20 protein-coding genes are annotated in these 20,188 nt (G+C 44.5%); 7 read left to right on the top strand and 13 right to left on the bottom strand.

Going from position 1 to position 20,188, the window contains the following annotated elements:
• Positions 1 to 26: 26 nt before the first annotated feature.
• A complete protein-coding gene (locus MHI55_RS23175; protein WP_340387116.1) occupies positions 27 to 1,847 on the top strand; it encodes an ABC transporter substrate-binding protein in 1,821 nt (606 codons plus the stop codon).
• Positions 1,848 to 1,908: 61 nt separating this feature from the next.
• On the opposite strand, the gene MHI55_RS23180 is transcribed toward MHI55_RS23175, so the two are convergent.
• The 3 genes from MHI55_RS23180 to MHI55_RS23190 all read right to left on the bottom strand — a co-directional run bounded on the left by MHI55_RS23180 (position 1,909) and on the right by MHI55_RS23190 (position 4,421).
• Positions 1,909 to 2,553, bottom strand: a complete 645-nt coding sequence (locus tag MHI55_RS23180; RefSeq protein ID WP_340387117.1) for a sugar O-acetyltransferase — start codon at positions 2,551 to 2,553, stop codon at positions 1,909 to 1,911.
• A 58-nt stretch (positions 2,554 to 2,611) separates the two neighbouring features.
• A complete protein-coding gene (locus MHI55_RS23185) occupies positions 2,612 to 3,598 on the bottom strand; it encodes an ROK family protein (protein WP_340387118.1) in 987 nt (328 codons plus the stop codon).
• A 568-nt stretch (positions 3,599 to 4,166) separates the two neighbouring features.
• Positions 4,167 to 4,421: a hypothetical protein gene (locus tag MHI55_RS23190; protein WP_340387120.1), complete on the bottom strand. Its 255-nt coding sequence runs from the start codon at positions 4,419 to 4,421 to the stop codon at positions 4,167 to 4,169.
• A gap of 215 nt (positions 4,422 to 4,636) precedes the next feature.
• Here MHI55_RS23190 and MHI55_RS23195 point away from each other — a divergent pair, with 215 nt between their 5' ends.
• Together MHI55_RS23195 and MHI55_RS23200 are read left to right on the top strand one after the other, a co-directional pair.
• Complete coding sequence (locus MHI55_RS23195) at positions 4,637 to 4,837, top strand: hypothetical protein (RefSeq protein WP_026080945.1); 201 nt, start codon at positions 4,637 to 4,639, stop codon at positions 4,835 to 4,837.
• A gap of 189 nt (positions 4,838 to 5,026) precedes the next feature.
• Positions 5,027 to 5,527, top strand: a complete 501-nt coding sequence (locus MHI55_RS23200; RefSeq protein WP_340387122.1) for an AAA family ATPase — start codon at positions 5,027 to 5,029, stop codon at positions 5,525 to 5,527.
• 387 nt (positions 5,528 to 5,914) lie between these two features.
• On the opposite strand, the gene MHI55_RS23205 is transcribed toward MHI55_RS23200, so the two are convergent.
• Positions 5,915 to 7,081 carry a monovalent cation:proton antiporter-2 (CPA2) family protein gene (locus MHI55_RS23205; RefSeq protein ID WP_340387124.1) on the bottom strand — a complete coding sequence of 389 codons (1,167 nt, stop codon included), beginning with the start codon at positions 7,079 to 7,081 and terminating at the stop codon, positions 5,915 to 5,917.
• Positions 7,082 to 7,558: 477 nt separating this feature from the next.
• Entirely contained in the window at positions 7,559 to 8,296 is a 738-nt protein-coding gene (locus tag MHI55_RS23210) for a cyclase family protein (protein ID WP_340387126.1), read from the bottom strand.
• A 199-nt stretch (positions 8,297 to 8,495) separates the two neighbouring features.
• Here MHI55_RS23210 and MHI55_RS23215 point away from each other — a divergent pair, with 199 nt between their 5' ends.
• Positions 8,496 to 9,131, top strand: a complete 636-nt coding sequence (locus MHI55_RS23215; RefSeq protein WP_340390633.1) for a type 1 glutamine amidotransferase family protein — start codon at positions 8,496 to 8,498, stop codon at positions 9,129 to 9,131.
• Here the strand turns inward: MHI55_RS23215 and MHI55_RS23220 are convergent.
• On the bottom strand, positions 9,115 to 10,041 hold the full coding sequence (locus tag MHI55_RS23220; protein ID WP_036668743.1) for an NADP-dependent oxidoreductase: 927 nt from the start codon (positions 10,039 to 10,041) through the stop codon (positions 9,115 to 9,117). The two genes, MHI55_RS23215 and MHI55_RS23220, sit on opposite strands and share 17 nt — an antisense overlap.
• Before the next feature lie 196 nt (positions 10,042 to 10,237).
• Here MHI55_RS23220 and MHI55_RS23225 point away from each other — a divergent pair, with 196 nt between their 5' ends.
• Positions 10,238 to 11,116 carry a PhzF family phenazine biosynthesis protein gene (locus MHI55_RS23225; RefSeq protein WP_340387128.1) on the top strand — a complete coding sequence of 293 codons (879 nt, stop codon included), beginning with the start codon at positions 10,238 to 10,240 and terminating at the stop codon, positions 11,114 to 11,116.
• Positions 11,117 to 11,185: 69 nt separating this feature from the next.
• Here the strand turns inward: MHI55_RS23225 and MHI55_RS23230 are convergent, their stop codons facing one another.
• The 5 genes from MHI55_RS23230 to MHI55_RS23250 form a co-directional block, all read right to left on the bottom strand.
• On the bottom strand, positions 11,186 to 12,133 hold the full coding sequence (locus tag MHI55_RS23230; RefSeq protein ID WP_339186235.1) for an alpha/beta hydrolase: 948 nt from the start codon (positions 12,131 to 12,133) through the stop codon (positions 11,186 to 11,188).
• A gap of 110 nt (positions 12,134 to 12,243) precedes the next feature.
• A complete protein-coding gene (locus MHI55_RS23235) occupies positions 12,244 to 12,960 on the bottom strand; it encodes an expansin EXLX1 family cellulose-binding protein (protein ID WP_036668609.1) in 717 nt (238 codons plus the stop codon).
• 338 nt (positions 12,961 to 13,298) lie between these two features.
• Positions 13,299 to 14,504: a cation:proton antiporter gene (locus MHI55_RS23240; RefSeq protein ID WP_017687037.1), complete on the bottom strand. Its 1,206-nt coding sequence runs from the start codon at positions 14,502 to 14,504 to the stop codon at positions 13,299 to 13,301.
• Between the two features lie 3 nt (positions 14,505 to 14,507).
• Positions 14,508 to 15,014: a cation:proton antiporter regulatory subunit gene (locus MHI55_RS23245; protein ID WP_036617317.1), complete on the bottom strand. Its 507-nt coding sequence runs from the start codon at positions 15,012 to 15,014 to the stop codon at positions 14,508 to 14,510.
• The gene (locus tag MHI55_RS23250; protein ID WP_051447473.1) at positions 15,004 to 15,477 is read right to left on the bottom strand and encodes a GreA/GreB family elongation factor; all 474 of its coding nucleotides are present in this window, start codon (positions 15,475 to 15,477) and stop codon (positions 15,004 to 15,006) included. Before MHI55_RS23250 ends, MHI55_RS23245 begins: the two co-directional genes overlap by 11 nt.
• 388 nt (positions 15,478 to 15,865) lie before the next feature.
• Here MHI55_RS23250 and gdhA point away from each other — a divergent pair, with 388 nt between their 5' ends.
• The gene (gdhA, locus tag MHI55_RS23255; protein WP_179087907.1) at positions 15,866 to 17,251 is read left to right on the top strand and encodes an NADP-specific glutamate dehydrogenase; all 1,386 of its coding nucleotides are present in this window, start codon (positions 15,866 to 15,868) and stop codon (positions 17,249 to 17,251) included.
• 155 nt (positions 17,252 to 17,406) lie between these two features.
• A complete protein-coding gene (locus tag MHI55_RS23260; RefSeq protein ID WP_340387130.1) occupies positions 17,407 to 18,261 on the top strand; it encodes a pentapeptide repeat-containing protein in 855 nt (284 codons plus the stop codon).
• Positions 18,262 to 18,419: 158 nt separating this feature from the next.
• Here the strand turns inward: MHI55_RS23260 and MHI55_RS23265 are convergent, their stop codons facing one another.
• Positions 18,420 to 19,403 carry a diaminopimelate dehydrogenase gene (locus MHI55_RS23265; protein ID WP_340387132.1) on the bottom strand — a complete coding sequence of 328 codons (984 nt, stop codon included), beginning with the start codon at positions 19,401 to 19,403 and terminating at the stop codon, positions 18,420 to 18,422.
• 206 nt (positions 19,404 to 19,609) lie between these two features.
• Positions 19,610 to 20,188, bottom strand: coding sequence for a hypothetical protein (locus MHI55_RS23270; protein WP_340387134.1), 579 nt, complete (start codon positions 20,186 to 20,188; stop codon positions 19,610 to 19,612).

A 20,188-nucleotide genomic window follows, 5' to 3' on the forward strand; every position in this document is an offset into this window, starting at 1 on the left:
ACATTCAAGATATGGAGGGTAATCCCATGAAAAAACGTACACTGATCTCATTACTATTCATTCTCGTCATTGTGATTTCCGGCTGCAGTGTAAAAACGAAAACCGAATCCCAGGCGGAGACCACACCAGCGGATACAACAGAAACTGCACAAAAACCGGCAGACATTGAACTGCTCGCCATGAGTTCTTCCGAAAATGATGTAAACATTGTCCGCGACCAACTGACTAAAAACGGCTTCAATGTGAAGCTGAACCTGCAGCCGGATTACGGTAGCTTTAAATCCCAGCAGGATGCAGGGAATTATGACATTGCCTTGTCCAGCTGGACAACGGTAACGGGAAATCCCGATTATGCGGTGCGTTCCCTTTTCAAAACAGGTGGAGATTACAGTATCCTTGCGGATGGGGAACTTGATAAACTCATCGATCAGGCAGCTACTCAAACTCCGGATGAGTACAAAGACACGTACAAACAATTGGAAGATCGCTTGGTAACGGATCAGGCGTATATCGCTCCTTTGTACATTTCCCTGAAAAGTCAGGCTGTGAACCAAGACATTCTGAATGTCGACACTGTTCGTCTCTCCAAATCCCGCGCCATGGCTTGGGAACCGATTGAGTTCAAGGACAGCTCCAAAAATGCCAAAGATCCGTTGATTCTGACGCAAAGTGCATCCGTACTGACTTCCCTTGATCCAATCAAAGGAAACGACGGCTCCATCAACCAGTTGAACACCAATATGTATGTACGTCTCGTTAACTTGACGGATGACGATCAGCTGACAGCAGATGGATCACTGTCCCATAATTTCAGTATTGCTGAAGGTAATTCGGACTACTACTTCATTCTCAGAGACGATATCAACTTTGCGAAGATTGATAACAAAAAAGCCGTAGATACAGGAGAACGTGTCGGTGCAGATGATGTGATCTTCTCCCTGGATCGTGCTAAAAATAAAGATTCCGTTCCGGATCACCGGACGTACAGTCTGCATGAACACATCAAAGAAGCTGAGGTTGTAACGGATCTGAGTGCATTACAATCCATCAAACAATCCAGCGGTAACGGCACAATCCTCGAAGCATTGGAACAAGGATTGGGCAGCAAAATTACAGAACTGGTGACGGACAAAACCAAAGCAGATAATAGCGCAGGTAAATATCAGGTCGTTAAACTGACAACAACTGAACCTTTCCCGCAAGTACTGAACTATCTGGCTCACCAATCTGCGGGCATCGTGTCCAAAAAACAGGTGGAGAGCATCAACACATATGATGTAGCTTCCTTTGACGTCAACAAAGATATTCCTTACGGTGATCAGAACACGGTGACTGAAGGCGCAGCATACAATAACACCCTTTATACTAGCGGACCTTATATTTTGTCTTATAAAAATGACTATGAAGGTGTATTCTTAAAAAATCCAGCTTACCGTAAAGGCACGGAAGATGAGCCGAAAATTGCTCAGGTTAACGTCCGATTCATCGCGGATGCAGACAGTGCCCTCTCTGCTCTTCGCAGCAGTGAAATTCACTTATACTACGGTGTACCTGAAACCAAGTATGACATCATCGAAAATGACAGCAAACTGAAACTGCAAAGTCTGCCAAGTAACGCTGTCTCCTATCTGTTGTTCAACACGGCCAATCGTGAAGTTGCCAAGAGCAGTGACCTGAGAAAAGCCGTGCTGTACTCCATTAATCAGGATGAGATTTTGAGTTTCTACAAGAACAACAAACTCAAAGCATACTCTACAGTAAGCCCGCTCGTTCAGACCGGGAATGAATTGAAAGCTGATCCTGCAAAAGTAAAAGAATTCTTGAGTAACTACAACGCCTCCAAGTAAACGCATAACAAAAAAAGGTTGTCACCAGGATCATCTATTTGATCCTGATGGCAGCCTTTTTTTATTCTTCCAGCACACGGCAATCTGCCAGAACATCGGGATAGTTTCGCATGCTGTCCGCATCAGTAATTTTGCGAATAACTCTGCACGGTACGCCTGCTGCAAAAGAATGCGGTGGAATATCACGAGTCACCACGCTACCTGCTCCAATGACACAGCCGTCTCCAATCGTTACGCCCCCGCACACTGTGACGTTTGCCGAGATCCATACATCGTTACCAATCGTGACCGGTTTGGCATAACATAGCGACTTCACATCACCGTTCTGGTCCACCATCTGTCTCCGCTCGCTGGCAATCATGGGATGAATGGGGGTAACAATCGTAACGTTGGGTCCAAAACTGGTATAGTCCCCGATCGTCACTTGCGCGTCATCTTGTATCGTCAGATTGTAATTACCGAAGAAATGCTCGCCTATCCGGGTATGCACACCATAATGAAAGAAGATGGGGCCTTGCATGAATCCACCTTCACCGATCTGCCCCAGTAGCTGTTGCAATATCTGATCCCTTTCCTCAGTCTGTTCTTCAAAGGTCTGACTGTAACGCTGACTGAGATTATGGGCCCGCCTTTTGATGATCTTTAATTCGGGATCACTTGGACTGAACAACACGCCTTTCATGATTCTCTCTTCTTCACGCATCATGAATCCTCCTCTACAAGGGTTAGCTTATAAAATAAAAGCCACAGACATGAACTGTGGGTTATAAGGCTTCTGATAGAATGCCTGACTTCAACGCCTGAAGCACCATTCCTCGTAACCCAGCATCAAAATCATGTTGGAACGAATCCTGATGTACGATCTCAGGCAACGACGGCATGGGGTGATCCTTCCCGTATTGTTTCCACGCCATATCCAGCTCTTCTCTCTCCACCCGTTCCTGATAAATGACAATCTGGTGCGGGGCAACGACGGCATTAATCGTTTGCAGGATGTGACATACGTTCACTACAAAATCATCTTTGCTCATGTCACGGTGCCAATCAGGTGAATAAGGAAGATACTTGATCTCACCAAACATCCCGTTTTTCCCACGGATCATCTGTCCATTCAACATCATGCCCATACCCGGCGGGTATCGGTTCGGAAAATAAATTCCTGCTACACTCCGTTCCTTCATATCCGCATGCTGTGTACAGTATCCGCTAATCGCTGCATTAACATCATTCTCCACGAGAACGTTCAATTGAAACTCGCTTTCGATCTCCCGTATCAGATGTGAATGGATAAGCTCTTCATGACTGCTCACCGTGATGTCCCCATCCACGGCTTGCCCCGGAATACCGATGCCGATCATATCAATGGAGGGATATTCCTTAATGAAACGCGCGATAAGTTGCAGCATATGCTGTTTATCAAAAGCAGGCAAGATGCGCTCTTCCTTCAACACAACCTTATTCTCCAGATTCATGACCGTCGCCGAAATCAACTCCTGGCCTTTCATCTCTTTGATGTAAAGAACCAAAGCAAGCTTGAAGTTATAATTATATCGATATGCCTGAGCAGGACGACCGCCGTTAGAGGGAACCACTTTATCCTGGAACAACTCTCCGCCATCACATAATTCCTGAATCAGCGCATTAATGGTAACAACACTAAGATTGGTTAATAAAGCTAATTGCGGTTTGGTCGCCGTCTCAATCTGCTGCATGACTTCACGCACATTATTCAAATTGATGTATTTCATCATTGTAGCGTTGGCTTTTTTCATAACCCTCTCGTTTCTACTCTGGTTCAATTGAGCCAAAGCAATGGTATGGATGTCATTCACACCATATCATAACATAATGCCTTACTCGAACACATGAGTTCCATCGTGCTGGAAAAGGATCGAAATCGGCCGAGCTACTTTGTTCACTCAAACAAATCATCCATCGATTTCACAGGCTTCACTTCAATCGGTTGCTTTGACAAGACCATACATGCATAGGTACCTGCCCATATTATAACTGTCATAATAACGTAGACCATCCATACTTACCTCCCTGTTTCATACGGATTAGGATTTTGCGATACTTACCACATGTGACTATTCCTTTAGTTAATAAATAAACTTTATAAAGTATATTACGTAAGTATGCGAGGATAATAGTTCTTTGTCAATATGATTTAGATTTATCCGAGCCCTTTTCAGTCCAAGGAACATGTGGACAACATGACTACAACAACGCGTATTATCTCGATGCCCATAAAAAATAACTGCCGAAAGAATCATTCAACGATTCTTTCGGCAGCCGTTTGTTCAATATACAAGCAGTTTATTTTGAATATATTCGTTGTATCCCGGGCAATAAGGTCACAACTTGAATACCCACTCCCCATGCAAAATAGACCAAGTGAATGATAGAGACATCCTGAATCCAGTACACCTGCACCATAATCCAGATGATGAGAGCAAACCCCGTATACAACGAAAAAGTCCAAGCCCAATAGCGGTCAGGATAGAGATTCAGTCTCTCACCCAGCCCCCAATGAATGTAGCAGATAAGCGAAATAGCAATCATTGTAGGCATCACGCCAAGAACTAGCAATAGGAAGATCCCCGGGAACAAAAAACTGGCAAGAGGATTATGCTCAAACCCTCTAGCACCATTCTCACACATGCCGCGTATTGTTCCTGTGCTTCTTTTCACTGTATTGATCTCGAAAATCATTCGTAATGGAAAAACTTGATAAAAGAACGTACGTTCGGTATAATGGGATTATCCTGAATAAGCGAGAGGCAGATATGGACGACAAATTTATTAAGGAATTACGCGAGATTAGTCGGGATGACAGACGAAGATCGGAATTTATGATTCAAGGTTTGAAGGAAACACTGCAAGAACGCAAAGAAGAAGGCATACTCAAGCGCTGGATACGGCGTAAGAAAACAGAGAAAAAAATCTCTCAAAGATTTAATCAAGATCCTCACTCGGATCAAAAGTAACAACATAAAAAGGAGGCGGAATACGCCTCCCTTGCTATTTACATAAGTGAATTATTTAGACTTTGTTAGTTGTGACTCAACCCATAAGTTTGCCATAATACACATTTATCTTTCCAATAGGTCACATACTAGCAGGACTTGGTTCCTGATAAGCTAACTTACCTGACTTTCTTATAAAGGGGTGAAAATATGACAAATACTTCGGGCTCAATATCAAAAAAGAAGGCGATAATTCTGGTGACAGGAATGTCGGGTACAGGTAAATCAACGGTTCTGGGCGAACTTGCTCATAGAGGGCATAGAGTTATCGACACCGATTATGATGGTTGGAGCGAGAATGTGGATGGTTCTGGGTGGTTATGGAACGAGAATCGAATTGATGAGCTGCTCACTGAACATAGCGAAGGTACTTTATTCATTTCGGGTTGTGTATCAAATCAGGGGAAGTTTTACCCGATGTTCGATGCAGTAGTGTTGTTAAGTACCCCCCTCGAAGTAATCCTTGAACGTATAGCTTCCCGTAAGACGAACGATTATGGAAAAACTGTCGATCAACGTGAAGAAATTATACAAAACGTCGCTAGTGTTGAGCCTCTATTACGTGCTGGAGCTACTGTTGAGATCGACACCACGAAGCCGCTTGATGAAGTTGTAAACGAGCTTGAGCTCATTGCCAACTCCACTAGCTGATCACTTCTTCGCAACCCCTTTTACTGTAGAATCCTCACTTTTCAAAAAAAGAAAACGAACTATCTATTGATAGTCCGTTGAAATTATTTAGAGTTGAAGCCATCTAGTCACTTCTTCAGATATAAGATTATTCTGACGATGTGTGACAGGCATTTCACTGATTTGTAATAAAAAGTAACTATCATGCGTCCGCAGACACTCAAGAAGGTACTTATCTAACAAATCAATATCATCAGCTGTTTTAATTAAATACACTCTGTCATGAAGATGTTTGACCTCAAACAGGTGTTCAAGATGAAAGTTTATACACTCCTCGGTCCATCCTTCATTTTTAGGCTTATAAGAAAACAAATAGAGTTTAGATATAATATTCGCCCCCTTTTACTCTTATAGTCCGCCTTCTTTTGAAGCAGTTTCCTTACGTCGCTTAAATAACACCTTTAACATTGGTGGAGCCATTAAAGTTGTAAGAATGACCATTATAACAACTGAAGTGAAATATTCAGGTAAAAGAAGCCCTGCTTGTATACCAGTTGAAGCAATAATTAATGCAACTTCTCCTCTTGATACCATCCCAGCTCCTATAGCAAAAGAAGATACATTGCTGAATCCTGTAATCTTTGCTCCCAATGCACCGCCCAGTAATTTAGTCAAAACAGCAGCAATGGTTAGAACGACAAGGAATCCTATCTGTTGTCCTACACCTTCAAATGAAACATTGAGGCCAATGCTCACAAAAAACATGGGAACAAAAATTGAATATGCAATGGGCTCGACCTTTTTTTCAACAACATTCTTAAAATTCGTTTGTGAGATTGCAATACCGGCAGCAAATGAACCAATTATACCGGCCATACCCATCAAATCAGCAAAGTACGCAAATCCAAAACAAATGAAGAGTGCGATTGATATTATGGGTTCTGTTACCTTAAGAGTTGAGAGCCACTTCATAACACGAGGAACTATAAATACCCCTGCAACAAACACCCCTATGAAGAACAGCACTTTCTTCCCTACTAAAAGTCCTAACGATACATCCTGATCTGTACCCAAGAAACTCATCATAAATGCCAAAAGAATAACAACTAAAATATCGTCTACTACAGCAGCTCCGAGAATAGTTGTGCCTTCTTTTGAACTTAAACGATCCATATCCTTCAGCACTTGTACTGAGATGCTTACAGATGTTGCACTGAATAAAACCCCCATAAAAAGTGCATAGTTTGTAGATAATCCAAACAAATCTGCTACTCCAAATCCACCGATAAAAGGTAGGATAATTCCACCCACAGCAACGGCAACTGCTGATCTCCAATTTTTCTTTAACTGATCTAAGTCAGTTTCTAATCCAGCAATAAACATAAGTAATAATACACCTATTTCAGAGACATAATGAATGAACTCATTATTATCAATCCACCCCAGAATTGCAGGTCCCAATATAATGCCGATAACCAATTTTCCAAGCACAGAGGGTTGGCCCAATCTTACTGATACATGTCCTGCTATTTTTGTACTAACAATGATTAAAGCCAAATACCATACAAACTCCATTCTATCTACTCCTCAACAACAACAGATCAAACAATGCGAACGCGTTCCCTAACATAATAATAGACCTAAAAATTCAGGTCAATATAGCTTTTAAACCGCCATAAATAGCCCTACAACCCCTATAATAACCATCACTAATCCCTGTATACGTATTTTTAACATAAGCCATTAAAATAAGTATCAGAGGTGTTTTTGAATATGTAAAAGTAACCACAATAAACCATAAGAGGATCATATGTAATCAAACTCGTCCTCATGGTACATTTTGCTTCGCTTAAAGACGCCCTTTTGAATGGCAGGTAATCTAAGTATCTTGTTTGGTCTTTGTAGCTTGGATTAACTATCTCTACACTTGTTAAATTAACCTGCCCGTTAGCTTAACTAAAAAACAGCCGACTATTTAGCCGGCTGTCTACTTGAGTATCATTCTGAGTTCTGTGCCTGATTTATCTATTTCAGCTTTTGATCTAGCTAGTTTTACGGCAAAATGGCAAAAGACCGGACTGGAAAACCAGAAGCTTTCTCCGCTTTGGGTACAATATTGAAAATAACAGCGCCCTTGGCCGGCACCTGATCCAGATTTGTTAACAGCTCGACCTGATATGTATCCTGGGCAAGTACATAATATTCTGCCAGAAGTGCTCCATTCTTCTGATAATCCACCGCTGAATCCGTATCAAAGGTTTCATGACCGATCGCTTGAATTTTTCTCTCCTCAAATAAAAACATGAGCGCACTAACCGACCATCCGGGTGCATGACTGTTGCCCTTATCATCCTTGTTATCAAATGCTTCATGGTTAGGCCAGCGTTTGCTCCAATCGGTACGTAAGGCTACAAAGCTTCCAGCTTCAATCACGCCATGCTGTCTTTCAAATTCAAGAATATGCTCCACATCCAGTGTGAAATCCGGATTGTTCTCTACTTCGGCAGACTCGTCAATGACCACAAGCGGGAGCACAAGCTCCTTCAAACCTAGTTCATCCAGATACCGGGTATCCCGAACGAAGTGGATCGGCGCATCAAGATGTGTCCCGTATTGACCCGGGAACTTGAAGCTCTGGGCAAAGAAACCTTGATCGTGATCAAACAGTGTATCGAATTGTGCTGCCTCAAAAGCTGAAAAATGTGGAGAGCCTGGACCAAACGTATGGGTCAGATCCACCCATTTCTTTTCTTTTAACAATTGAATGGCTTGAATGAGTTCGTTGGACATCCTAATCACCTCATGCACAAAATGGAATAAATTTCTCCTATTATATCTTATTCCACTACAATTGGGGAGCAGTCCCTTATTAGTTCTTAGGGCTGTTAATTTTCAAATTTAAAAACTTCACTGACCGTAGATGTCAGTGAAGTTAATTTATAATACAAAAGTAATCCATTCAATCATGAAAACAAAAGGAGCATGTATGATGCAAACGAAGAACGTATATCTATATGTATTTGATACGATGGCAGACTGGGAGGTAGGATATCTAACTGCTGAATTGAACTCGGGAAGGTATTTCAGGAAAGAGATCCAGCCTTTACAGGTCGTAACCGTAGGCGTGGATAAACATCCGGTAACTACCATGGGCGGATTGAACATCCTTCCTCATATTTCTATTGATGAATGTACATTGAAAGGTGACGACCTCATCATTCTTCCAGGAGGAAACACCTGGATGGACACCATCCATGATCCCCTAATGAAAAAAGTTGCTGCCTCTATAGAAGAGGGTACGGTTATTGCGGCGATTTGCGGTGCGACAGTTGCACTTGCAAAAATAGGGATACTGGATTCCAGACAACATACAAGCAATGATTTAGAATACCTGAAGATGATATGCCCAGATTATACTGGAGCAACCTATTATGTAACGGAGCCTGCAGTAACCGATGGAAATCTAGTTACTGCATCTGGAATAGCTCCGTTAGAATTTACAATGCATGTGTTGAAGCTCTTGAATGTCTATACACCAGAAACCTTACAGGCCTGGTACAATCTATATCAGACTCATGAGTCCAAATACTTCTACGAGTTAATGAATTCTATTGCACCTGAATAACCAGTTTCCCGCGGGTATGATGGGTTTCACTCTTCTCATGTGCTTCCCTTACTCCCTGTTGAGTTAGCGGGTACGTTCCATCAATAATCGATTTGAGCTTGCCTTCCGCAGCCAGTTCAGCCAATTGATCCAGTTGATCCCCTTTGGGCTCCATCATGAAGACGTTGGCCGTTACTCCGGCTTCCTTGGCAAGCTTCTCATCCGGTTGTTCCACCAAGGATACCAGATGCCCGCCAGACTTTAACACCTTGAAGCTATCGCGCTGAATATCACCGCCCATGGTGTCCAGCACAACATCATAACCGGAGAGAATCTCCGAGAAATCTTCTTTTTTATAGTTGATAAAATGATCCACACCCAACGAACGAAGCAACGCTTCGTTTGATTCACTTGCCGTGGAAGCCACTTCAGCGCCGAGGGACTTGGCGATCTGAATGGCATACGTTCCCACACCACCTGCACCAGCATGAATGAGTACCTTCTGCCCTTTGCCTAAACGTCCGTGATCCACAAGTGCCTGCCATGCCGTCATCGCAGCCAGCGGGATCGCTGCCGCTTCCTCAAAGCTCAAGTTCTCCGGTATACGGGCAATAATGTCTGCATCAACAGCAACATATTCTGCATAGGTCCCGAATTGACGCGGACGTGCAAATACCCGATCACCTTCTCTGAACCTCGTGACATTTGAGCCTGCTTCAGCCACAATACCGGCAACATCGCCGCCCAGAATCAACGGAAAATTCTCCGCTGCTTCTTTCATATAACCTTGTCTGATTTTGAAGTCTACCGGATTCACCGACGTGGCATGTGTTCGAATTAATACCTGATTCACTCCACATGTTGGCTTGGCTACTTCTTGTTCCTTCAATTGTTCCGCTCCACCAAATTCCTCAATCACAATTGCTTTCATTAGTAATCCCAGCCTTTCCATTGATTATTGTTATACTCTCTCTCCCTTCATTACCCTTTCCCGGCGATCACTTGACCTATTCATTCAAAATTCACAGCAATCTGGGATTCACAAGCCCGTTCAACAATCGTGATATAATGTCCATTATCGATTACGTTAAATCTTAACCCAATAACTGAACAAGCGAGGTAACACGATGGAAGTAGAAGTAAGTACATTACATTCATTTTCGGACAAGGCTCATGGCGGAAACCCCGCAGGTGTTGTTTTACAAGCAGCGCATTTGTCTGAAACCCAGATGCAGGAGATTGCCAGACAAGTCGGTTTTTCAGAGACTGCGTTTGTCATGCCATCGGATCAGGCTGATTTCAAAGTGCGTTATTTCACCCCAAGTGATGAAGTCGATCTATGTGGACATGCCACAATTGCTTTATTTTATCTAATGAAGACACAACATCTCGTTAATGTTGGTACATATACACTGGATACACTGGCCGGAATTCTTAAAGTTGATATCGAAGTCAATGGAGAAGTCTATCTGTCTCAGACGTTGCCTGAGTTTGGGGAGATCGTGGATCGACAGCAGATTGCCGATTCGTTATGTATTTCTATGGCGGATTTGCATTCCGAGCTACCTGTACAGATTGTGTCTACCGGGCTACCCGATATCATGATAGGCGTTAAAGATGTTGATGTTCTGACCAAAATCGATCCTGACTTCCAGCGTATCACTGAAATAAGCAAGGCTCATCATGCCATAGGTTACCACGTGTTTACACTCGAATCAGATGTTAAGGACGTTCTGGCAGAATGCCGTAATTTTGCACCGCTTTATGATATACCGGAAGAGAGCGCAACGGGCACATCCAATGGTGCAATGCTCTGTTATTTATCCCAGTACAACCAACTCACAGATCCTCATCTTCACACGTACACCATCAGACAAGGGTATACCATGAACCGCCCCTCCGAGATCCGAGCCAGATTAACGCTGGGCAGCTCTAATGAAATCACACAGATTCAGGTTGGCGGTAATGCAATTCATATCGAAAACATTCAAATACACCTCCCTTAATGGGAGGTGTTTTACGTACTTAGGATATGTAAACTATCTTATGCGAAGCAGTGTAGTAGCCAGTGTTCATCATTGAATTTGTTGTAAAAATCGTAGTACCGCTACCTCCAACTGGTTCAGCCCTGGCTGCTCTATAGGAAAATGACCTGCCCCTTCCAAGATCACACATTCCTTCTCCACCACCAGACGATCAAAAAAAGATTGGCTGAACCTGATCGGTGTCATGGGGTCCAGTTCAGGGTGAACCAACAGGACCGGACACTGGCTGAACTGTTCCGGGCTTACCTCCGGTTTTTTATTAAGGAATGTTCTTAATAATTCCAACGGAATACGTGTAGCTGCCGCTTGTGGATCATTCATAATAAGCCCGGTTAAGTCCTGGTTATTAGTAATCAGTTGCATTCGGGATACCTGTTTGACCGAAATACGTACATGATCCAGCAGACTAGGGAACAGATCCATCATCCGTTTTCCCGCCCGGCTTACCAGACGATTCGGTGCAAGCTGATCTCGCATTTCCTGATTACTCGTGTCTACAAATGTAGTTGCGATCAAACCCTTAACACGCTTGCTGCGTGCACTGGTGTGATAGGCAAGCATACCTCCGATGCTACTTCCCAATACAACGATTGGCTTGCCATCATTCTTGTATTCCCGTTCGATGAGTGACACAAGCAACTCTATCCATAGTTCGTAGTTAATACGTGTACCAGACATTGCGTAACTTAAACCATATGGCGGAAGATCTGGCGATACCACCTCGTATCCATGTCGCTGCAACATGCGGGCATACGGAGCGAGCAACCTGCCATTGCCTCCCGCACCATGAATGAACAGAATTTTGATTGAAGACTCCGGCGCAGGTAAACGATCGATATGCAGATGAACCCCATTTGACTCCCACCATTCTTCCTCAGGAGTTGTATGCTCCCCTAACCTCACTTCTTCAGGGAAAAAGGCCTGATACTGTTTCCAATAGGGATGTGTTGTCTGATATGAAGGCAAACTTTTTTTCATACGTTACATTCTCCTCTTTTTGTATACAAAAAAAAGCCGTACAGTGTACGACTTTTCGTTAAGAATACGTCTATGACCATACTTCTTTTTATAACAACTCCGTATATCTGTCAATCGGGAAACTGTACATTGCCCGGTACGATATATGCACCACCTGACCCATCATTAGGCAGAGCCGGGATCGTGTCATTTAATACCTGACCGCGAATATCGGTAATACGAACGTTTAATTTTTCTTTGCCCAGTCCAGTTCCGAGGAAATGATTATAGTCTTGCTTTTCAAGATTGAGCCACGTGCCATCCTTCTGTTTCACTTCGAACTTCAGCACCGGATATTTGTGATTACGAACCTGAATGGCTGCCCACCACTGACTGCTGCCTTCCTTGATCCGATAAGAGACGTTGCCTTGAATTGGAGCTTTGACCACTTTCCAGCTGATATCGATTTTGCCTGCCTTTGGGTCACCGATCAAGTTAAAGGCATTCGGTGAGAGATCCAGCGCTCCGCTGGCGCCTTCTGGATAAAGGTCTGTTACATAGACGGTTGTTTTGCCTTTAGGACCCTGCACCTCGAGATAGGCTCCCGCTAAAGCGGCTTTGACACCGTTATAATTGAGTTGAAACGGATTAAGTGCAGTAATCTTCATGTCCGCCGGGATGGGATCAAGCAACACTGCACCTCCCGAGTAACCTGAGCCTGTATACGTCGCGTAACCCTGATATGTATCGTTCCATGCAGCAGATGCAGGCAGAGCAAATAATACGAGACTGAGCAACATCCCTGTACCGGCCCATTTTAACCGTTGAAATCTACTTTTCTTGTTCATGAGCTATTCCTCCTCGTTCGTTCTCGTGTACATAGTGCGTTCAATTACTAGATTTGAATATAACATTATTTTACATAATATGTTCTTATTTTCAATCCCTCTCAACCAAATCACAACTATAGTCCTGCCCGTGGACTTAAACATTCACGACCACGCACAAGATATGGATACATACCATAATTTGGTGAAGTAGGTATAATAACAAGGCTGTATTGGATGGGTTCCCAGTAATAAAAAAACGCCACACCCCGGAGTAATTTCGCTCTCCAAATGGTGTGGCGCCTATTAAACACTACGGTCAGAATAACCTGTCTGTCCTAGGACAGACAGCGTTTGACTCAACCCGTTTCCCTTCGTTTCATCCGCTTCCTTAGCCGCGCATACTGAGCATAGATCCGTGGAGATTCTTTGGTCAGGATAGGCCCCAGCACAGCCAGAATTAACACATACAACACGGCAAACGATTGGATGGATGCCATCAGCCCTCCGGCCTTGCCGATGTTCGCCATGATAATGGAGAATTCGCCCCGGGAAACCAGGGTAAAGCCCACATTCAACGAGGCCTTAGGGCTCATTCCAGCCAGTCTGCCAGCGATCATACCTGCACCATAGTTACTGGCAATCGTCAGAATAACGGCAATAATCGTCATCCCAACAGCTCCGCCAAGTGAAGCCGGCTCGATGGTCAGGCCAAAACTGAAGAAGAAAATTGCACCAAAAAAATCTTTGAAAGGCATGATCTGATGTTCAATCCGACTCACATGTCTTGATTCGCCCAACACAAGCCCCATCATCAACGCTCCAATAGCTTCCGCTACGTGCAGCGTCTCCGAGAAACCGGCTACCAGGAAGAGCAGTGTCATGACGGTAAGCAGAAACAACTCTGATGACTTGATATTCAGTGCCTTATCAATATATTTGATGCTTTTCCTGCCAATAATCAGGAACAGCACAATAAACAGCAGGGCAGACAGCGATACTAACAGAACACTTAGGAATGAAGTTGCCCCGCTGAGCACAAGCCCGGTCAGGATAGAGATATGAATCGCGATGAACAAGTCATCGAACATGATCATGCCCATAATAATCTCTGTTTCAGGGTTTGCCGTGCGTTTCAGATCAACGAGCACTTTAGCTACAATGGCTGTAGAAGAGCTGGTCATGATCCCGCAGACAACAAGTGTCTCCTGAAGGGGCAGATCCATGAACCACCCCAACAGCAATCCAGAGACAAAATTCAGGCCCACATAGAACATGCCCCCGGTCAGAATGGCTTTGCCAGACTTTAATAACCGGGAGACCGAGAACTCCAAACCCAGATAAAATAACAAAAACAGAATGCCAAGCCTGCCCATAAATTCAATAAAGGTCGAACTTTCGATAAAACGTAAATCCACTATGCCAATTTGTGGTGCATGTGGTCCAACAGCCATACCAATCAGGATATAGAAAGGAATGACCGAAAATCGTAATCGTGAAGATATCAGCCCAGTAAGTGTAATCAGCGCAACGGCAATTCCCACTTCGAATATGAGCATATCCATAGGCTAAGTCCGTCCATCAGTTAACAATTGTTTGAGATGTTTGATCTGATTCCGTTCACCGGCAACTACAATTGTAGCTCCAGCGGTAAAAGCATAATCCGGGCCTGGATTAAAATGCTTCTCCTTATCCTTGGTCACAACAGCGAGAATTACGGCGCCCGTGGCCTGACGGATATCCAGTTCACCAATCGTCATGCCTACGCTTGCGGCGTGAGGCTCAATCCGTAGCCATTCGATTAACAGCCCTTCAAGCATCACTTCACGCTCATCCTGAAACTTCGGTTTATAGGTCATACCACCAACAATAGCGGCTACCGCCCGGGCTTCATCATCGTCCAGGGTGACAAGAGATACCATATCACCCACCTCTTCAGGTGTATCTCCTGACTCCATATGGAACAGGTCACGTCGCTCGTCGTTATGAATCACTATGACCAAATGCTCACCACTACGGGTATGCAGCCAGTATTTACGTCCAATCCCTGGTAAGTCCGTCTCTTTAAAGTGCATGATCTGCACCCCCTAGCGCCGGCTCGTTCAAGGTTTCGCTTTTCAGCTCAATCCCCGTAATGCGGATTCTCATGGAACCTGATGGTGTATGAACAGACTTAACTTCCCCTTTACTGCCAAGCAGTAATTGACTCCCTACTGGAGAGAGGAAGGAAATACGACCCTCATCAGGATTAGTATCCTCTGGCATGACAATCATGAAAGAATCTGACGTATGAAAATCGAGATATTCAAAATCAATATGACTGCCGATCAATACAGCTGAGTCCAGATCTTCATCAGGACCAAGGAGCAGTTTTTCCACATACTCTGTATATGCGGACAATTGTTTTTCCAATTGTATCCGCTCTGGATCACGCGCGTCGAAATAGGCGTCGAGAAATGTTCTTTTCTCTTCACCGAATGTAAATAGCTGGCTCACCAGCTTCTCTCTGCAATTATGGCGGGAGGTCCTATGGTTCATAATAAATTTCACCCCCTATACAAGCCTTGTTCTCCATGTTGATTGGCATGTTTCTCTTCATCATCTTGTTTTCCTCCTTTATATTTTAAAAAGATCCCGGGATACGAGACCTTCTTACCATCTTACCAAAACTAATATTTTAATCCAGTATATTCGTCTAACTTGCTTTTTTATTATCATTTGTGGTCATATCTTCCATTTAATAACTTAATTCTTCACATCATATGGTAGATCCATAGAACATTTTAATTACTGCATAAAAAACATTTTATGAATTTTCATCTCGTATTTTTATTTGCTTTCCTGTATATTTAACTACAAACTTTTATTCAATTTATGCAAATAAGCCTCTACAGACTTTAACACAATAAAGGAGTGCATCGAAAAAGTGTCCACGATAACAAAAGAAACTAAAGAGTCCGTTCAAGTTACTGCCGCAGAATATGTTCATTCCGTTTATGAGTCGGTTGTTGCCAGAAATCCGCACGAAGACGAGTTCCATCAGGCTGTCAAAGAAATTCTGGATTCCCTTATTCCTGTTATTGAAGCACACCCTAAGTATAAGAACCATAGTCTGTTGGAACAGCTTGTTGAACCCGAACGTGTAATCACATTCCGTGTCCCATGGGTGGATGATCAGGGCAAAGTTCAGGTTAACCGTGGATTCCGGGTGCAATTCAACAGTGCCATTGGCCCTTACAAAGGCGGACTTCGCTTCCATCCTTCTGTATACTCGGGCATCATCAAGTTCCTTGGCTTCGAACAGATCTTCAAAAATGCTTTGACCGGTCTGCCCATTGGCGGTGGTAAAGGTGGTTCTGACTTCGATCCCAAAGGAAAATCAGATCTGGAAGTCATGCGTTTCACGCAAAGCTTCATGACAGAGCTGTACAAATATATCGGTTCCGATACGGATGTACCGGCAGGTGACATTGGTGTAGGCGCAAGGGAAATCGGTTACATGTTCGGCCAATACAAACGTATCCATGGCGGACATGTGGCAGGCGTATTGACAGGTAAAGGACTACTGTACGGCGGAAGCTTGGCACGTAAGGAAGCGACTGGCTTCGGCTGTGTGTACTTCGTGAAGGAGATGCTGCAATCCAAGGGGCTCAGCTTCCAAGACAGCACAGTCGTTGTCTCTGGCTCTGGTAATGTGTCCATCTATGCCATTCAGAAGGCACAGGAGCTTGGAGCTACAGTCGTGGCGTGTAGTGACTCAGGTGGCTACATACACGATCCACAAGGAATCAACCTGGATACTGTGAAACGTCTGAAAGAGGTTGATCGTCTTCGCATCAGCGAATACATCAAAGAACACCCGCATGCTACATATACCGAAGGCTGTGAAGGCATCTGGTCCATCCCTTGTGATATTGCTCTTCCATGTGCAACGCAAAATGAGATCGATGAAGAAGCTGCGGCCCTTCTAATCAAAGGTGGCGTGAAGGCCATTGGCGAAGGGGCGAATATGCCTTCCACCCTGGCTGCCATTGACGTCTTCCACGGTGCAGGCGTGCTGTTCGGTCCAGCCAAAGCGGCTAATGCCGGCGGTGTAGCCGTGTCTGCTCTTGAAATGTCACAGAACAGCATGCGGTTGTCCTGGTCATTTGAAGAAGTAGACGCCAAGCTGCATGACATCATGAAGAACATCTACACCAGCTGTGTAGAAGCTGCTGAAGAGTATGGCTGTGAAGGCAACCTCGTAGCCGGAGCGAATATCGCCGGTTTCCTCAAGGTAGCGGATTCCATGATTGCTCAAGGTGTAGTTTAATTTAAATACGTGATTCTCCACGATCAAAGGGCGTTCCCATCTATTTGGGTAACTGCCCTTTTTTCCTTGTCTTCAATTGCTCTAATGGCAAGGCAATGGTAAAGTGGTACTGACGTAATTCCATCTATTTGTACTATTATAAGGAAGTGTTTACATTGTCTAACCAACCATTTGCCAGCACTGCGAGTCCTCATCTTAGCGCAGACTGTGAGCAATGTTTTGGCCTGTGCTGTGTTGCCTTGCCCTATGGCAAGTCATCGGACTTTGCTTTTGACAAGGCCAGCGGCACCCCCTGTCCCAATCTGCGCACGGACAATCACTGCGGTATCCATACCCAGCTTCGGCAGAAAGGGTTCAAAGGTTGCACGGTATACGACTGTTTCGGAGCTGGACAGAAGCTGTCCCAAGTGACCTACGCGGGCAAAGATTGGCGTGATCATCCAGAGTCTGCAAACGAGATGTTCGATTGTCTGCCTGCCTTGCGACAACTTCACGAGTTGCTCAGTTATATGAAGGAAATGATGATGAGACCGGAAACGTCATCCCTTCACTCGGCATTTGGTGAGTTATATGAGGAGATTGAGCGCTTGAGCAATCTGGAGCCTGCGGCACTCCTCCGTCTGGACATCGCCAATTATCGGTCCAGTGTGAATCAACTCTTGGTCCAGGCAAGTGAGATGGTACGTGCGAATGTGCCACCCACCGCTCATGGACAAGGTAAGTCGAAGAAGAGTAAAAAACGTACCGGAAGTGACTTTTTTGGTGCCAATTTAAAAGGGGCTGACCTGCGGGGTGCAAGCTTCCGAGGGGCTTTAATGATCGCAGCGGATCTCCGATATGCAGATACACGAAATGCGGATTGGATTGGCGCGGACTTGCGGGATACGGATCTGGGCGATGCAGACCTGAGAGGTGGCATCTTCCTGACGCAATCCCAGATTAATGCAGCCAAAGGTAATGTGAATACCAAGTTGCCGGATCATCTTAACATTCCCTCACACTGGGTGTAGGGTGCCATTTCCACAAGAGCACGGGCAGAGATACAAGCAGGATAGTACCTGCCAATTCATATGAATGTATGAATCGTATACAGCAACAGCAAAAAAACAGCTCGTCCTATACATCCAAGGACGAGCTGTTTCTATAAAATCACTGGAACGAATCAGAATTATAACAAGTCGCGGCGAAGATCTTCAGCCGATTTTGGAGACAAGTGACCGAGCGGAATATCAAATACCGTTTTCGCTCCCTTGTGTCCTTCCACGCTCAAGCGTTGTGCGGCTCTTGCATACGCTACAAGTACGCTTGCTGTAAATTCAGGATTGCTGTCGAGTTTCAGACCAAATTCAATAATTTGCTTTTGACCAGCACCTGTAACCCCACTGCGAATTACAAATCCACCATGCGGCATACCTTCATGCTCGGATTTCAATTCTTCTTCGCTAATGAACGTTACAGTTGTATCGTAATCTGCAAAGTAGTTAGGCATCGACACAATCGTCTCACGGATCTCATCCTGATTAGCACCATCTTCTGCTACCACATAACATTGACGCAGATGTTTCTCACGTGTAGACAGCTCTGGTGTCTCCCCTGCACGAATGCGGTTGATCACCTCTTCAACAGGTACAGTATACTGTACACCCGCCTTAACGCCTGGAACACGACGAATAGCATCCGAGTGGCCTTGGCTCACACCTTTGCCCCAGAACGTGTACTCTTTTCCTTCTGGCAGGATGGACTGTGCAAGCAGACGGTTCATGGAGAACAAGCCTGGGTCCCAACCTGTGGAAATGACACTGACGTGACCGCCTTGCTCTGCCGCAGCATTAACTTCCTTGTAGAATTCAGGAATCTTCGCATGTGTATCGAAGCTATCTACCGTATTGAACAACTTGGCGATGGCTGGTGTCTGCTCTGGAAGGTCGGTTGCAGAACCACCACAGAGGATCATAACATCAACCTTGCCTATGTATTGCTCCGCTGCAGAGATATGCTCAAAACGTACTTCTGTGCTTTCAGCGACCATCTGCTCCAGATTACGACGTGTAAACACAGCAATCAGTTCCAGATCCTCGTTCTGGGAAATGGCTTTCTCTACACCTTTACCCAAGTTACCGTAACCAACAATACCCACTCTAATCATGTTCAATCCTCTCCTGTCTTCTTCTATAGTTGTCTATTACTCTGTTTATAATGATATAACATATCATGTAACCTGTCAGGTTTCCAGTTCGAAATAAAAATACCTTGCAGCGGTGCAGCAATAATGCGGCTCCGTATGCAAGGTATTATGGCGTTCATTCGTTATTTTAGGAAGAAAAAAAGCAGGAAAGAAAAGTAGCCCTTATCTTCTGCTTATGATTCTGTCCAGGTCAACGTCAGTTCAATGACGCCTTCCTGTCCCGCCAATGTTCCTCCAATCAAGGACCAGACATCCTGCGTTTCCGGATCGGTTCCCTGAATGATAATATTTTTGTCATCGATCGTCTGACCTGCATCGGTCAACTTTTTGGCGTTGAAGTAATCTTTATACAGCTGGGATACGGTTTTCATATCTTGTTCAGTGGAGAAAATCACCATGGCCGATTGCTTGCCTTCATTCTCACCAGAATTGGCTAAACGAATCGTAGCATCTTCCGGCAACGGGAAATCACTTGGCAAGTTCTCCGGCAACTCATTGGTTCCAGCAGTTGCTTCCTCACCACGATCTGAATCCGAGTCGGTTGGTGCAGTCATACCCTCCGTTTCGGTCACTGCACTTGTTGTTGCTTCGCTTGCACCTTCATTAGTCGCTTGTTCACCAGTTCCAGAGGAAACTTCAGTGTCCACCTTCTCCGTATCACTCGGTTCGTCTGCCGCGCTGCTGCAAGCACTCAAGGCCACCATCATCGCCAGTGCCGCACAGGCCAATACATATTTCCTTCTCTTCACCAT

The organism is Paenibacillus sp. FSL E2-0151, from assembly GCF_037993015.1.
Taxonomy (GTDB): domain Bacteria; phylum Bacillota; class Bacilli; order Paenibacillales; family Paenibacillaceae; genus Paenibacillus; species Paenibacillus amylolyticus.